Origin of the sequence: Paraglaciecola sp. (assembly GCF_051252315.1) — a bacterium.
In the GTDB taxonomy this organism is placed as follows: domain Bacteria; phylum Pseudomonadota; class Gammaproteobacteria; order Enterobacterales; family Alteromonadaceae; genus Paraglaciecola.
Genome location: NZ_JBPOFP010000005.1, coordinates 1 through 17,294 on the forward strand (window position 1 = coordinate 1; position 17,294 = coordinate 17,294).

Below are 17,294 nucleotides of genomic sequence, written 5' to 3' on the forward strand. Positions count from 1 at the left end.
GGATTCGAACCCTCGTTAGGTTTAACCCTAAACACACTTTCCAGGCGTGCGCCTTCAGCCACTCAGCCACCTCTCCGTAAAACTTTTAAATTGTGAGCCTAATTTATAGTGAGTAAGTTAACCTAACTCGGCGCAAGGCGTGCGCGTTACTAAAGGCAATAAAAAACCATCAGCAAGTTGTACTTTATAAAACGGTTACTTGGTCAAATACACATCCATGATGATATGCACCCAATCTCGCCATCCATGACTCGATGTTAAATCGTTGCGGAGCCGTGCTCCTAAAAATAACGATTTAACCCACCTCTTCGTAAAACGTTTAATTTGTGAGCCTAATTTATAATGAGCAAGTAAACCTAACTCGGCGCAAGGCGTGCGCGTGGTTTGTTAATACAAACGCTACTCAAAAAGTGGGCTAACTTTCTAAGCGCCGCGTATGTTATGGAAATCATCCCCATGAATCAAGCTAAAACCCGTCAAATATGCGATTTATACAAAAAAAGCCAAGTCCTGATTGGACTTGGCCTTTCTTATCACACTCAAACTCTATTATTCACTACATTCTGTATTGAATACCCAGCGTCACGCGGCGTTCGTTGTAATACTTTTTGTCTACCATATCTTCCCATTGGAAGTAACGGGTTCGGCTTTCTTCGGTCAAGTTGGTGCCTTGCAACAACACTGTGAAGTTATCACCGAAGTCATAACTAACGGATGCATCAACATAAGTTGTTGGTTTTAAGTAAGAAGCAAAATAGTACGGGTCGACATTCCTAACACCTTGAAAGGTTTCACTACGATAGTTAGCCGCTATACGCGCTTGTAAACCATCTTTGTCATACCACAAGGCAAAGTTAGCTTGGTGTTCTGAATTATCATACATAGGGGTTTCAGCCCCATAATAATCCATGTCACCACTGGTACTAGGTGAATAGGTATAGTTTGTAGTAATACCGTAACCATCCAAACCTTCAATTAACTCACCCAACTCTTGTTGATAAGACACTTCAATGCCTTCAACTGTGCCACCTTCTCCATTACCTGGGGTCGATGTAGGCGTAGTTCCTTCAAATTCACCCGTAGCAGGATTATAACCACGCACCTGCCCATCACTATCGGCTAACGGTAAACGTATGGTGGTATTGGCGATGAAGGTTTCGATATCAATCATAAACGCAGCCACACTAAACATGCCCGTTTCACTAAAGTACCATTCGTACGATAGATCTAAGTTAGTTGAGCGCCACGGCTCTAGATATGGATTGCCTTGTTGATTGGCTTGAGTAGCACAAAATACCGAAGTGCCATCTGGCTCCTGTAAGTTACAAGCCAATATACGGGTGATATTAATACCACCACCTAACTGATTAGTATTATGACTCGTCACGGTTTTGTTATAAGCAAAACGTAATACTTGGTCATCGGTCAGGTTTAATGCAAAGTTAACGGCAGGCAATACATCGTTGTAGTCGCGTACTGTGTTAATTTTCGAAGCCGCTGGCGGCAACATGCCTAACGAACCTTTTAATAGATAATTCACACCGTTATAGGTGGCGCTTCCGCTCGTACCCAATTCAGACTGATTGATGTCTAGCTCGGTTTGCATGTAACGCACACCTACATTGGCCTTGTACGACATATCAAACAATTCACCATTTAAGTTAGCTTGTAAAAAAGCGCTGGTAATGGTTTCTTGCAAGTCATAAGAATTAGCACCGTTAGGTGACTGAATATTCTGACCATACACTTGATTATGCCAAGCTAGTGGGTCTGCCATAGCTTCTGGATCCACCATGTACAATGAACCTAACCCAGTTGCGCCTTGAAAATCACTAACCTGAGTGATCATGCCTAAACGATCTAACTCAGCAAACGAGATTGGTTCAATAAACGACTCGCCTGTGTCAGGAGCTTGTGAAGCTGAATCTTTCCAGCGAGACAAATAAGCATCGCCATACTGATTGGTTCTAGCTACACCACCAATCCAAGATTGCTGCATGACATCTCTTTTCGCGACACGTACCCCAAAATCAACAGATTCAAGGTCGGCATATTCTAAGAAATAATTTCCATCAATACGCACCACATCCATATCAGCTTCTCGGTTAGCACCGGTTAAGTTGGTTGAGGTAGCCGAATAACGATTAATATTACTACCAAAAACTTCCAGTACTTCTTCACCATCAATGTTATTAACTAAAGGTAAGTTCCAAGTTTGATCACCACTAGCATCATAACCAATGCCAATAGGGATCATAGATACACTATCCACCACACTGCCATCAGGCAAAATGGCACTTTGACCGTCGTAGCCCCAAGGGTTTACATCACTAACTGGCACACCACCAGCCCCTTTAAAGGTTGCGCCCACTTGTGAACCGCTGTTGGCATACGCATCCACTACGCTTAATGCATTGTCATTTTTGGCTTCGCCGTGCACCCAACGGGCAGTCACAGAAAAATCGTCAGCTTCGTAGCTTAATTCTAAATTGGTATTCAGTGCTTCTGCTTCATATGCGTTAGCTTCTGAGTGAACCATAGTTCGCCTAGCTTGCAACACGCCGGAGTTGAAAGAATAAAAATTGCCGGCCATTTCGGTGGGCACGTCATCAATTCGTTGCAAGTTTTCGTGGGCGGTTAACCCACCTTGCATATCGGGTGTATACCAACCAACCGTTGACTGCCAAGCTTGTGAGGCAATGAAACCCGCTTGTTTATTCAGTTGATCCATCTTGGTGTAGAAGAAATCACCTTTAAGTTGTAAACCATCCGTAATTTGCCATTGAGCAGAACCGTTCACCCCAGTTCTGTCACGCTCTACAAATTGATTAGATGCCAAATGCCCTTGAAAAGAATAAAATACGTCATCGGTGTCACCATCGTAAGACGCATCAACAGGATTTCCACCAGCAAAACTGGCACTTTCATTAGCAATAAAACCCCAATCAAATCCAGCTGAACCATTCATGTAATCTGCTAGGTTTTTATTTGATTTAGAAATATTTAAGCTAAAACCAAATTTATCGTCTTGGTTGTAACCAATAAAAGCTGAGACAGTTTCGTCTTGCTCAGGCCCCATAGAACCATCTGTGACTTCAGCTTTAGCATTCACAGTAAAACCATCGTCTAAATCAAAAGGACGATAAGTTTTTAGATTGATCACACCAGACATACCTTGAGACAAAACTTTAGCCTGAGTTGATTTCATCACATCAACACCAGAAATCATGGTAGACGGAATATCGGTAAAGTTTGGCTGTACTGTGGTGATACCACTAGCCGTTAACATTTGTTCGCCGTTTAAAGTGGTTCCAACTTGATTAATACCACGAATGTTCACTGACGAACCTTCACCACCAGAGCGATTAATTTGCACACCAGTTATACGCTGTAACGAATCAGCAATTGTGGTATCTGGCAATTTGCCGATATCTGTAGCCGTGATTGAATCTTGCACGCCATCAGCGAATCGTTTTTCAGCAATCGACTTAATCACCGAGCCTCGTAAACCACGTACTTGAATCACTTCTACGTCTTGCTCGTTGTTGGCCGCAGTTTCTTGAGCTAAGGCCGCACTTTCTTGCGCAACGGCCACCGAACCTGTGATGCTAAACAAAGCCGAAACCACAGATAGTGCAATGACACTTTTACTAAACATTTGATTATTATTTTTCATTTCTAATATCCTAAAATCTTTTCAATAAGCGTTGAGAAACGGGCTTTAGCGGTTCTAAAGCCCAACTGCTATTACTCAAACACTATCTTGTCGACGTAGAATTTTGCGTCTGTTGAACTGGTATCAAACCCTTCAAACTGCACGCCCCATCCAGCTAAGAAATCATAACCAGAGACATCAATACTTAACTCAACACCATCATCGGTAATGACTACAGCTCCCGCATCTACCCATGACCAGTCATCGCCATGTTTGATGAACAATTTAGCTGTTACACCGGTTCCTGCGTCAACGGCATTGGCGGTTAAGCGCATAGTGCTTACGTCTTTGATATTTACTTCAGGGTAGTTTTGCAAAACGGTGCTAGGGAAATCACCCCAGTCTGCTTTAGCTGACATGTCCATATTGAACAAAATGGATTTACTACCGTTTACGCCCCAACTTTCAGACACAGTTGCACCAGAAGTTGGTGACCAATCCGCTTGGCCTTCCCAAGAACCTATTTGTTCAAAGTTGTAGAGGTTGGCATCATCAATAGCCACATTGTCGATAAAGAATTTTGCTTGTGTTGAGGTGGTATCAAAGCCTTCAAACTGCACACCGAATCCTGCTAACCAATCGTATTCGGTAACATCAATAGACAATGCAATACCGTCTGCGCCAATGGCTTGACCACCTGCATCCACCCAACTCCAGTCGCTACCATGTTTAACAAACAACTTAGCAGTCACACTGTCTCCGGCACCTACGGCGTGAGCATTTAAGGAGAAAGTCGCCTTACCTGCCACATCAATGCCCACTTCCGCTGGGTAAACTTGAATCACTGTACTTGGGAAATCCCCCCAATCTGTTTTGGCAGATAAGTCTTTACTGAACACCAATGATTTAGCACTGTCCACTGACCACTCGGTCGTGATGCCAAGTCCAGGTGTCGTGCCCCAATCCCACTGGGCATGGAAACCTTCTGGTACTTGTTCAAAGTTATCTACCACAACCATTGCCCCGTCTTCTTGGGTCAAGCTTACGTGGTCAATAAAGAAGGATGCCGCAGTTTCAGCTAAGTCAAAGCCTTCAAACTGGATGCCATACCCAGCTAACAGGTCGTATTCAGTTACATCGATAGATAAATGTACGCCCCCATCAGTGATTGCCACTGCGCCAGCGTCAACCCAACTTGCATCGGTACCGTGTTTGACCCAAAGTTTAGCGGTGACGCCAGCTCCGGCAGTCTGAGCATTAACACTAATGTTAAAGCCAGTTGCACTAGATACGTCTAAGCCATTTTCTGGATAGTTCTGTATCACCACACTTGGGAAATCGCCCCAATCGGTAATGCTCATCAAATCAATAGTGGCAGATAAAGCACTTGTACCAGTGGCTGCCCACTGTTCAGTGGTGACAAATGCAGCCCCTGCATTCATTGCTCGCTCAGCACTCCAATCGGCTTGTAAAACATAATTTCCAGTACCGTCAAAGTCTTCTAATACGCCTGGGCCAACTGGTGGTTGTGAGCCTGGGATTTCATCTCGGTTAAGCACGCCCTCATAGTCGTAGTGCATATCAATGATACTGGCATCTAAATTCGCTGGACCATACTCGTCACTAAAGTCACCATTCCAAGTTACAAAGTAAGACCAAAACACGGCATTGTCGTGCATAAGTTTCACATCAGGGATAGTGCCAGTTTCGGTTAAGGCCAGAATCTTTTTGCCATCAAATCTGCGCTTTAAACGTTTGAATTGGTTAATAAATGGATTTTGGTCATTGTTACTGTCGTAACCATCATAACCCACGATATCCACATACTCGTCGCCCGGATAAAACTCTTCAACCAAGCGCTCTGAATGGGTATACACCCAAATCAAGTTGTTCAAACCATGATGATTGGTATATCTGTCATACATTAATTTCCATAGGGCAACTTGTGCATCTGCACCGGCAGCGCCCCACCAGAACCAAGCACCATCAGCTTCGTGTAAAGGACGCCATAAAAGTGGGATTTCTTTGTCAGCGAACTTTTTAAGCTCTGCTGCAATCACGTCCATGTCACTCACTAAGGCTTGATACTCAGCAGAGTCTGTATCGGCAAGTGCCGCAGCCAAATCGAAGTCGGTATCTGAAGTATAAAAACCTTTCGACGAATCTGTATTACCAGCGGGGGCAACCCAGTGCCAAAGAGGAGACAATATGATGTTGTTTTCTTGATAATGTTTAATCATGTCTTCGGTTAATGTGCCCGAAGTATCACCTCTATTCGGTGAATAACGCATGTAGTCAAATGCCACTATACCAGGAGCATCGTCACCGGTTGCTTCAATCACACGATTGGCTTGGAACAATTCATTAAATGCACCAGAACCATTAGGAAACTCTGTCTGACCAGAAATAGTACGAGTTGCATAGTGCTCAGACAAAAACTTCATTAAGGATTTTGCCGGTCCACTGGCATTTTCATTCACCAAGGACGCTTCTACCGCAAGGGGTTTAGCAGGCGGAATGGCAGGAATAAGAGATATCTCATCGACTCGGTAATAGTTCCAACCACCCCCAACTTCAATAATATTTTCACCAGCGACCAATTTAACCGCACCAACTCTTAGTTCGGTCCATTGTCCAGTGGCATCCAATTCAACTAAATTACTTACCCCATTGACTTTGATATTACCTACTTTACCGCCGTAATCAGACGGGATCAGGTAACGTACATACAAGGTAAAGAAGCCTTGTTTGTCATCAATGTTATAAACAATTTTATGCCCCGGCTCCATATCTGCAGTATGAGTATCTCCGTTCGCTCCAGCCACATAATGATCGTTACTGGCATCAGCAATCACAGCGCCGACTAACTCACCATCGGTTACATCTAAAGTGATAGATAAAGAAGGGTCAATAACCGTGACTGTCATAGAATCTGCAATCACCTGATTATTTTCATCACGAACCACGTCGCCATTGGCATCTACTGCTATCACTTCAAACTCTATTAAATCAGCCGCAACATTGGCCGGCGTGACAAAAGAAATTGAGTCACCTGTGGTGGCAGATAAACTAATATCACCACCAGAGATCTGCTCCCAACGTAGAGTTTGGCCACTAGTAGTTCCGACCAAACGAGAAGTAAGTGTCACCGATTCTCCCGGTTGCACTTCTACATTATCTTGAGCTACCACGCCTAGAGGACGGGTTTCGGGTGTATACACGGCGGTTTCAGTATTGAGTGTGGATTCTTCGACACCACAGCCAACCATACTACTAGCGAATAACCCTGTGGCCATCCACTTAGCTAACTTGGTGAAATTTGTTTTATCTGGAGTCTTCATTCGTCCCCCTATACCTCTATTGATTATTAGGCTGATACTTTTCTTAGTATAAAAACACTGAATACTTTAGAAAATATGAACCGGTTCATTTTGTTTTTATTAAAAAACCGGAACCACATAAAATACAAAAGTGAACCGGTTTACTTTCTAGCAACTAAGTTAATCTATCGTTATGACAAATTCAACCTTTTTCTTACAAAGATTTAACAAAAAGTGTATTAATTTGTTAAATCGACTATTTGGATATTAGATGGCTCTGATTCACCTGATTCGTTAATGGCAATTACTCTATATTCATAGTTTCCAGCCTTATTGGGCTTAGTATCAATGAATAAGTCATCAACTATCGGATCAAATTTATTTTTACCATCAGATACATGTTCCGCGATCACAAGCCAAAATTTATCATCAACTAGTTTACGCTCAACTCGATAAAACTGACCAGTAGGTGATCCTAGCCAGTTAATCGCCAAATCACGATGAACCGGATGCAATTTAGGCGGTTCTGGAATAGGCAGAGGCTGGATAGAATCTAGGCCTTGCATTTGTGCTTGAGCCCTTCTCACAATCGACACTACCTGTAACTCTTGGTTGGCATCTCCGTCCTTAAAACCCGGTAAGTGGTAGCTGTAGTGTGAGCCATTTGCCTCACTATGCCAGTAAAAGCCACCTGTTTCTCTGTGCCCTCTAAAGCCCCAAATAAAAGCGCCTATCGCTTGTGCTCCGTTATGCTCGTGATATACAGCGGTTTGCATTATTTCCTTTAACTCAGAAGCCGGAGCCAAACCAAACTCCCCAACCATGTATGCTTTTTTACCATTAATAAATTTAAGATCGTCTTTAATGGTTTGCGGCTTGTTATTGTTGTTCTTGGTATAAAAATGATTGCTAATAATGTCCACATTCGGATCATCTACCGAACTAGGTAAAAGATTTAAATATGTCCCATCTACCACTAATTGCTCAGGCGCTAAGCTTTTAATATATGCTGCGGTATGAGCCACAAACTCGGACGTACTTAACTTTAATTCGTTGCCTGTTTCCCAGGCCATAATGGCTTTTTCTTGATAATAATAACGACCGGTAATGGTGTTTTTTCTAGTCACCACTTGGCGAATAATGTCGAGGTATGCATGGTAGGTTTTTGACTTAACATTATAAAATTCAGCTTGATGTTGGCCATAAAACGCAGCCAGTTGTTCTCGCCCTCCCCACCACTGCCAGTGGTCAATAAAGGGCAAAATTAAGCGGAGATTATGCTTGGATGCCAACGCAATCATGCGATCGTAAACCACCATGGCTTGTTCGTTTAATCTTGGCATACCGCCCGTTTGCAACGGTTTCAAAATATGAGTTTGCCTATCACAAGCCCCATCAGCAGGATGTTCTACCGACAGTACATAAATACGCATGGCTTTATGCCCAGTGCGTACCAGCGCTTTTATCCAGTTTTCTTGCTCAGCCGCTGTTGGCCACTTAAAGTATTGTCCCCAGCCTCGGGGGTCTGCTTTGCATTTTCCTTTTGCGTCATCCTCAATGCGGTGCAATTCAGGGGCGTGAATTCCGGCAAAACGAAAAGGTTTATCCCCATCAAATAACTGATGACCGTTTCGACTAATGAAATGTTCTAGTTCTGGTTCTATAAATTTCGCACTGTCAAAGGCACTGCAACTCATTAGACAGCAGATAAGCAGCGGAAAATACCATTTCATTTTCATTCCGCCTGTATCTTATCGAACAATTTAATCACTTCCATCATCGCCCGCCCATTATGATAAGGCGCTTTCCAAAAGCCTGCCTTGTAACTATTCTGATTTTCATGGCCTTCAACCCTGGCCAACCAATGCCACTCTCCGGCAGTAGAATCTTTTTGGAATCGCTGGATGAACTGCCAAATATTTTCGCACAAGGTAAATAGATATTTGTCACCGGTTAGGTGATAAGTATTTAACAGGCCCACTAATGCTTCTGCTTGTACCCACCAATAACTATCTTGATTTTTATGTTGAGTATTTTTATCAAGTTCTTCGCACACTTGTCCGCGCTCACCTATGGCTTCTATGCTGCATATCATTGCCATATGTACGATAAAAGGTTTCCATTTTTGGATGAGTTTGTCATCCCCCAATATTTCCACTGCTTCCCAAATCAACCAACTGGCTTCTATGTCGTGGCCAAAAGAAAGGCTATCCGATTGATCTTGCCAGTCCTGAGTAAAAAACAACTTTAGATGACCTGTTTTATGATCCAAGATATGCTGTTCAAACATATCTAAAATGTGTCTCAATGCCTCTTCCGTTTTAGTACTCGGAGCAACACGATACAAAGCCGCATAAGCCTCTAATACATGCAAATGGGTATTCATGGACTTGGGTGTATTCATGTCCTTATCGCTTAAGCGAAAGTCTTCAATAGGCTGCCAGTCTCGCTGGTAAGCCTCGATATAACCACCAAGCTGCTTATCTCTAGCATGTTGTTCTACTAGATCAAAATATTCCAATGCTTTGGTTAATGCTTGTTCGTTTTGAGTAGCAATATAAAACGCACTAAAGGCATAAATACAAAAACACTGAGCATAAGTTTGTTTTTTATCGTTCAAACTATCGCCGGTATAACTGAGTTTCCAAAGCGCACCACCAAACTCGTGATCGTCAAAATGCTCTATTATGTACGTGTAACTTCGCTGGGCTGTTTGCAAAGCATTTTGCCCTTGTTCTGTTTCTACGCCATAAAAAACGGCTAACTCACTGAAAAACCACAAAATACGACTATTTAATATAATCCCTTTATCAGCATACTGTTGTGGCACTCCGTCTGAACAAACTTCTCCCACAAAACCACCGTATTGTTTATCGATAGTGTTTGTTTGCCACCAGTGTGTAATAGACTTTAACTCGTCTAACACCCCTTCTGGATCAAAATGATTAAACTGCTTCATCACATATAAACCTTAACTTACGTCCTTATTACGGGAAATAAGATCGTTAATGGCTTGTACCGATGTTGCCGATCTAAGGCCGTCACTCGGGGTATTGATGCAGTAGTCAACTAGGGTTTCTACGCTGGTTGTCGCCACATGCATACGGGTGTCGGACGAGGCATAGTAGATAAATAATTCACCTTTACTATTGGCAATCCAACCATTTGAAAACGTCACGTTAGATACATCGCCCACTCTTTCAGCGCCTTCAGGGGCAATCAAATGTCCAGCCGGCTTGTGGGTGATCTGCCATGGTTTATCTAAGTCAGTCAAAAAAGCATATAACACGTAACGTAAACCGGCAGCGGTGTTGCGCACACCATGAGCTAAATGCAACCAGCCTTGAGCTGTTTTAATCGGCGCAGGGCCTTGGCCATTTTTCACCTCGTTAATAGTGTGATAGGCCTTTTGATCAATAATCACCTCTTGTTTTACTTCAGCATTTTCCATGGACTCAGTGAGCCCCCAACCAATGCCGCCACCACCACCAACGGATATAAATCCATCTTGAGGGCGAGTGTATAAGGCGTATTGCCCATCCACAAATTCAGGATGTAGCACCACATTTCTTTGCTGTCCTGAGTAGGTGATAAGGTCCGGTAGGCGCTCCCAATTGACTAAATCTTTAGTACGCGCGATACCACATTGAGCTTCTGCCGCAGAGGTATTATTTGGATGAGCTAAGTCTTTACGCTCGGTACAAAACAAACCATAGATGTAGCCGTCTTGGTGTTTGGTTAAACGCATGTCATATACGTTAGTGTCTGGATTGTCAGTCTCAGGCATAGTGATGGGCCTATCCCAAAAAGTGAAATTGTCCACACCATTGTCACTTTCGCACACCGCAAAATAAGACTTTCTATCCACCCCTTCAACTCTTACCACCAGCACATATTTACCATTAAACAACATGGCTCCAGAATTGAGCGTGGCGTTAACCGCGATGCGTTCCATTAAATTTGGGTTAGTGGCTGGGTTTAAATCATAACGCCAGCTTAGCGGGATATGTTCGCTAGTAACGATTGGATTTTGCCAACGGGTATACACGCCATTGCTTAAGGGTTCTGGTTGATTTACTTGGGTAAGCAACTCAGATTGAGCTTGGGTTAACCGGTTCATTCTAGTTTCAAATTCAGTTGCGGTTAAAGACATAATAACTTCTCTCATTCAATATTTTTGGCTGCTAAGCCTTAGGTGTAATCTGCGCTAAGTCAGCAGGGTAATCAGATAGTTTGTTCCACCAATTTTTCTTTAAAAACCAAGAACAAACAATGGCAATGGCGCAGGCTATGGTCATGCTCGACCAATCTTCTATGACCATAAAGATAGGCGCAGCGGTCAAACTGGTATGCCACACTAAGCCCACTAATATATTGCTAAAATCTTTTTTCAGATCTTGATTAGCGGTGACTTCAGGGTGATCTTTCTGTAGTTCACGTAACACAGGTTTCCACACTCCCCAAGGGCGAGTTTTCAGGTAGAAGTTTTTTAATACCTGCATGTCGTCTGGTTTACCCATTAAGCTCACCACTACACAAGCTGTCAGGCATAAAGCAAACATGGCGGGGAACGCATAAAGTGGCGAAATATCAGTAAACATCATAGGAATAGCTGCCAGTATTCCAGCTGCCATGCCTGCAAAATATCCCATCCCAGTGAAGCGCCACCAGTACCATTTAAGTACGTTAGATGCGGTATATCCGCCATACAGGGCCGACACCAACCAAAGTACAATGTCGTTTAAAGAAGGAATAAACAGTCCAATCAAGGTTCCTGCCAGAATGAAAAATATCGATACTGCGTAACTCATGTACACATAGGTTTTAGCATCAGCATTGGGATTAATGTAAGTTCGGTAAATGTCATTCACCACGTATGCCGGAGCGGCATTAGTAGTGGCTGCAAAGGTTGACATAAAGGTGGCTAACAAGCCGGCTAAAATAAGCCCCAACAATCCTGCTGGTACATAGTTTGCCAAAGCAAAAGGTAATATTTGCTCAAAATCAACATCAGGCCCCATAGCTTGTAAATCAGACGAGAAATAAACTAAAGCTAAAATGGTAAGGCCCGTGATCATCATATAACGAGGGAACAATAAAACGAGATTCACAAAGCCACTCATTTTTGCGGCTTCGCTAGGGGTCCGTGCTGACAAGACTCTTTGCATATCAAAGTTTGGTGCAGGGCCCGCTAAACTTTGTAGGATTCCCTTAAACAACACCAACATAAAAAATACCGAGAACAAAGACCAACCATCGTCCACTATTTTTTGATTAGCACTGTCTAAAATACCGCTCCAATCTAAGCCTAATTCCCAACCAAAGGCTAAACTGCCCCAGCCGTCTGGGGTGACTTTGGCCAACATATCAGGTGATACTTGCTGCATAGCAATAACACCGATAGCAATGCAGGCTACTGTCATAATGATAAATTGCAAGACTTCGGTAAATACCACAGACACCATGCCGCCTTTCACCACGTAGGAGGCAGTTAAAAACGTCATTATCAAACCATAATAAATCTCATTAGTACGGGGATCAGCTGATAATTCCCAAGGCATAAATACAGCGGCAAACTTACCAATTCCAATAAAGCCATAAGCCAAAAAGCCCAACACACTTAACAGAGCGAAACCCACCACAATAAAGTGGCTTAACTTAGCTCCTTGACCTTCACCAAAACGAAATTTGATCCATTCTGCCCCCGTCATGACTCCAGATCGACGTAGCCAGATAGACAAGAACACCATTAAAAATATTTGATTAAAACTCGGCCATAACCAAGGTATATACACACTCTTCAGGCCATAAATAAACAGCAAATATACCATCCACATGGTGCCACTAATATCAAACATGCCAGAAGCATTAGACAAGCCGAGTAGCTTCCAACTGAGTTTGTTACCTCCTAAGAAGTAACCTTCTACATCTTTATTGGCGGAGCGAGAAATCCATATGCCTAAGATCACTATCGCCACCAAATACAGGCCAATGATAGATAGGTCGAGTGTGGTTAAATTCATTATTATTATCCTGTTATCCGGCTTAGTTATATTTGAATATCACAATTGATCAGCAAAGTATTTATCGAGCAATTTTCTTGTGAAAACCAAAATGAACCGGTTCATATTTATTTAGATTAACCATAACTGTTATTTATTACCAGTTTAAATTACACTTTCTTTACAAATATTTTAGAAAAAAATTAAGTTATCTATAATTTTCAATCAGTTAAGGCAATATTTTGGCAACAATAAGAGACGTAGCTAAGGAAGCTGGTTTATCTACAGGAACTATTTCAAAGGCATTAAGCACCCCTGAACGGGTTTCGAAAAAGAACCTTGAGAAAATTCAAGTGGCAATTAAAAAGCTTAATTACAAGCCAAATATGCTGGCGCAAAAGTTCCGCGCTAAATCGTCAAAAACCATAGTGGTGTTAGTTCCCGATATCGCCAACCAATTTTTTGCCAGCGTGATCAGTGGTATTGAATTAGTCGCGCAAAACAAAGGATATAGTGTACTACTTGGCGATACTAGAGATTCCCCCGTCCGTGAACGGGAGTTTGTACGCATGGTAGAAACCAAACTAGCCGATGGCATAATCAATTTGCGCCCATACAAAAAAGAAGATGCTATTTTGCCTAAAGAAGACATATTGGCGGTATATGCTAGTTCTTGTGAGGGCACACCTTCCTACTCCGTTCGCATCGACAACGTTGGCGCAGCTAAAAAAGCTGTTGGCCACTTGATTAGTTTGGGGCACAAACGGATTGGGGTCATTTCTGGTTTAAAAGACAATCCCCACAATATTGATCGCTTAAATGGATACAAAGCTGCATTAGCCGATGCCGGTATCGAGTTTGATTCTAAATTGGTATTTGACGGAGACTTCAATTATTGGTCAGGGCTAAGTGCTGCTGAGAAGTTTTCGAGTATGCAGGACAAGCCTACCGCAGTTTTTTCCATGAATGACGAGATGGCCATTGCGGCTATAAGAGGCTTTAAAAACAAAGGCATCAACATGCCCGAAGATATGTCGATTATTGGCTTTGACGATATGGAGGTATCCCGTTACTGCATTCCCACTTTGTCCACTATATCTCAGCCGGCGGAAAAAATAGGCGAGAAGTCCGCTGAAATATTATTACAACTGATTGAAGGTACGAAGCCTGAAACCGAAGAATACATTTTGCCCTACGAATTTGTTATCCGTGAAAGTGTAGCCCCACCCAAATCCTAATTGTATAACAATTAGTAGCAATGCCGCCCCTAGCGTATGGGTTATCACCAACAAAGTGCTAACTCAGCGCCTTAGTCTGTTTTCCCGTTACCCAATTTAAAAATTATTCACTAAATTCACTAAATTTACTTTACAGAATGAACCGGTTCACTGTATGTTTAAAATACAACTTTAAACAATTAAAAATAAACGGTACACCCGTTAATTTATATTTAGAACGACTAAATGCTTTATGAATCCTCAACTGAAAAAAAATAAAATACTAACTACGTGTATTGAGCAGTACTTAAATTGGCTTGAAAACCAAGCCATTCCCCATTGGCTGAAACATGGCTTAGATACAGAAGGGGCAGCCTATGAACGGCTGTTAGCAAATGGCCAAGCTGACTTAACTTGTGATCGCCGTGTTCGCGTTCAAGCCAGACAAATGTTTGTCTTTTCAGCTGCACAAGCTAACGGCTGGATGGATCATGGTTTAGATATTATTGCCAATTTAGATAAATACGTATTTAACTACGCCCGAACCGACAATTCCGTTATTTTTGCTCATATCCTAGATAAAGATAATCAAGTTATTAATCAGTCACATGACTTATACGATGTGTCATTTTTTCTACTGGCATACGCATGGCGTTACCATGTATTTAACGATTTAAAAGCCCTCGACTACGCCAACAAATTACTTAAACAAATAGACACTGATTTAAAAGGCCAAGCAGGCGGTTGGCAAGAAGGTTCTTACCAACATGATTACCGCAGGCAAAACCCTCACATGCATTTGTTCGAGGCATTTTTAACTCTGTATGCGGTGACTAAAGATGGAAAATGGTTAGCCAAAGCCGGTGAGATTTTTAGTTTATTTGAAAGCACCTTCTATGATCGAGATAACCATGCATTATTAGAATTTTTTCATCAAGACTGGCGTCCTGCCGAAGGCGAAAAAGGCCAAACTATCGAACCCGGTCATATGTTGGAATGGGTGTGGTTATTACGCCAATACAGCTTATATACAGGCACGCCAGTAGACAATTACTGTCAAGCTTTGTACCAAAAAGCGGTCACATATGGCTTAGATACCAGCAGCAATTTGTTGTACGACGAAATCAGTATTAACGGACAAGTACTCAAATCTACAAAACGCTGCTGGCCTATGACTGAGTGGATTAAAGCCGCTTTAACCCAAGCGTCTTATACCGATAAAAAAGACAGCTATGACTATGAACAAGATGCGGTTACAGCGATTGAAAGTTTAGTAAACCATTATTTAGATACGAGTGTGACGGGTAGTTATTTAGACCAAAGAGGAAAAAACAATCAAATCATCTCAGACTTTGCCCCATCAAGCACCCTATACCACTTAATGATGACAGGCCTAGAAGCCAAGCGTTTTTTAGAGGGCAGAACCCATGTTATTTGACCATATGGCCACTGCCGGTTTATAGAAAAATCCAGTACACTGGTGTGAGCCTCATTAACTTTTTAATTCAAAAAATAAAACACTATGCATACTAACTCACAAAGCTACGATACATTTAAACATTGCCCAGAATGTAAGGGTAAAACCATTAGCTCTGAAAACGGGCATAAGTACCTGTGTGCTAATTGTGGGTATGAGTATTTTCACAATACAGCGGCAGCAGTGGCAGCCATTATTTGTTGTGGTGATGAAATATTATTTACCGTGCGCGCCAAACAGCCAGAAAAAGACAAACTTGATTTACCTGGTGGTTTTGTTGATCACAACGAATCTTTAGAGCAAGCCCTAAGCCGAGAATTAAAAGAAGAGTTAGATGTGGAGATTCACGACTGGCAGTATTTTTGCTCTGGCAGTAATAGCTACTTTTATAAAGGCATAACCTACCAAACTTGTGACGCGGTATTTGTCACTCATTTACCTACAAAGCCCAAACTAGTGGCAGAGAAAAGCGAAATCGCAGAGTATAAATGGATACACAAAGACCAGGTCAATACCGCTGGAATTGGCTTTACCTCTCTACGTTTGGCAGTGCAGCGTTTTTTGGCTGACTCTTAAAATTATATAAACCGAACTATGGATAAGAAGGCCATTTATCCTAAACATCAGCGCTGGCTTAATTCGAGTAATGACATGTACATCATGCGTCCCGAAGACACTTACCTTCAAACTTATGCTGCATAAATTCCACAAAGCAGCGGACTTTTCGAGATACATGTTTACGATGAGGGTACATCACATACAATCCTAGATTTTCTGACTGATGATCAGGAAAGAGTTCAACTAATTCACCCGAGGTGATCCCCTCAATTGCCGCATGTAAACTCACAAAGGCAATGCCTCCACCCGCTTTGGCCATATTGATAATGGCTTGTGGACTATTACAGGCTAGCTGAGACTTAATCTCAACACTTTCTTTTTGACCTTTTGGATCAGTCATCGACCACACTTTTCCGTTAGTGAAATTAGTATCCAAAATACATTTATGCTGGATTAGATCCTGCAATGTTTGCGGCTGTCCATGTTTATCTAGGTAAGCTTGAGAGGTACACATCACACGCGACACGGCGCTAATACGCCTAGCAATCAAACTAGAGTCTTCCACATTTCCTACTTTCACTCTGACATCTATGCCTTCCTCAAGCATATCTACCGGATGATTACTCAATACCAATTCAAAATCGATTTGAGGATAACTCAGACAAAACTCTGGGATTAATTCGGCCATCCAATTTTCACCAAAGGTCACGGGCGCACTGACTCGCAACTTACCTTTTGGGCTGGATTGCTCGCCCACGACTTCATCCAACATAAATTCGTAACGTTCTAATACCTGCAAAGCATGTTGGTAATAGTTTGAGCCTGACTCGGTGAGGGAAATTTTACGGGTAGTACGATTAAATAACCTGACATCCAGCGACTGTTCAATTTCGTTTATGTACTTACTCACCAATGCCTTTGAGATGTTTAAACGTTCACTAGCAGCAGTGAAGGATCCTGACTCCACTACAGCAATAACGGTTTTTATGGCGTCTAAGGTATCCATTTGATTAACCACACTACGTTGACAATGTTTCAACAATAACAGGATTTATCTACAAATCA

Annotated in this window: 10 protein-coding genes; 3 read left to right on the forward strand and 7 right to left on the reverse strand. The window is 42.3% G+C overall.

Features of this window, described 5'->3' with window-relative positions:
- Nucleotides 1-556: 556 nt before the first annotated feature.
- The 6 genes from ACSHXM_RS01525 to ACSHXM_RS01550 form a co-directional block, all read right to left on the reverse strand.
- Nucleotides 557-3,676, reverse strand: a complete 3,120-nt coding sequence (locus tag ACSHXM_RS01525) for a TonB-dependent receptor (protein ID WP_435686956.1) — start codon at nucleotides 3,674-3,676, stop codon at nucleotides 557-559.
- Nucleotides 3,677-3,747: 71 nt separating this feature from the next.
- A complete protein-coding gene (locus ACSHXM_RS01530) occupies nucleotides 3,748-6,996 on the reverse strand; it encodes a glycosyl hydrolase (RefSeq protein ID WP_435686957.1) in 3,249 nt (1,082 codons plus the stop codon).
- A gap of 218 nt (nucleotides 6,997-7,214) precedes the next feature.
- Nucleotides 7,215-8,708, reverse strand: coding sequence for a beta-mannanase man5E (locus ACSHXM_RS01535; RefSeq protein ID WP_435686958.1), 1,494 nt, complete (start codon nucleotides 8,706-8,708; stop codon nucleotides 7,215-7,217).
- A gap of 2 nt (nucleotides 8,709-8,710) precedes the next feature.
- Nucleotides 8,711-9,934 carry an AGE family epimerase/isomerase gene (locus ACSHXM_RS01540; RefSeq protein WP_435686959.1) on the reverse strand — a complete coding sequence of 408 codons (1,224 nt, stop codon included), beginning with the start codon at nucleotides 9,932-9,934 and terminating at the stop codon, nucleotides 8,711-8,713.
- Between the two features lie 12 nt (nucleotides 9,935-9,946).
- On the reverse strand, nucleotides 9,947-11,128 hold the full coding sequence (locus ACSHXM_RS01545; protein WP_435686960.1) for a glycoside hydrolase family 130 protein: 1,182 nt from the start codon (nucleotides 11,126-11,128) through the stop codon (nucleotides 9,947-9,949).
- A 31-nt stretch (nucleotides 11,129-11,159) separates the two neighbouring features.
- Nucleotides 11,160-12,998, reverse strand: a complete 1,839-nt coding sequence (locus tag ACSHXM_RS01550) for a sodium:solute symporter family protein (protein ID WP_435686961.1) — start codon at nucleotides 12,996-12,998, stop codon at nucleotides 11,160-11,162.
- A gap of 221 nt (nucleotides 12,999-13,219) precedes the next feature.
- Here ACSHXM_RS01550 and ACSHXM_RS01555 point away from each other — a divergent pair, with 221 nt between their 5' ends.
- The 3 genes from ACSHXM_RS01555 to ACSHXM_RS01565 all read left to right on the forward strand — a co-directional run bounded on the left by ACSHXM_RS01555 (nucleotide 13,220) and on the right by ACSHXM_RS01565 (nucleotide 16,247).
- Nucleotides 13,220-14,215, forward strand: coding sequence for a LacI family DNA-binding transcriptional regulator (locus ACSHXM_RS01555; RefSeq protein ID WP_435686962.1), 996 nt, complete (start codon nucleotides 13,220-13,222; stop codon nucleotides 14,213-14,215).
- 232 nt (nucleotides 14,216-14,447) lie between these two features.
- Complete coding sequence (locus ACSHXM_RS01560; protein WP_435686963.1) at nucleotides 14,448-15,632, forward strand: AGE family epimerase/isomerase; 1,185 nt, start codon at nucleotides 14,448-14,450, stop codon at nucleotides 15,630-15,632.
- 84 nt (nucleotides 15,633-15,716) lie between these two features.
- Entirely contained in the window at nucleotides 15,717-16,247 is a 531-nt protein-coding gene (locus ACSHXM_RS01565) for an NUDIX domain-containing protein (RefSeq protein WP_435686964.1), read from the forward strand.
- Nucleotides 16,248-16,329: 82 nt separating this feature from the next.
- Here the strand turns inward: ACSHXM_RS01565 and ACSHXM_RS01570 are convergent, their stop codons facing one another.
- Complete coding sequence (locus tag ACSHXM_RS01570) at nucleotides 16,330-17,235, reverse strand: LysR family transcriptional regulator (RefSeq protein ID WP_435686965.1); 906 nt, start codon at nucleotides 17,233-17,235, stop codon at nucleotides 16,330-16,332.
- Between the last annotated feature and the right edge of the window lie 59 nt (nucleotides 17,236-17,294).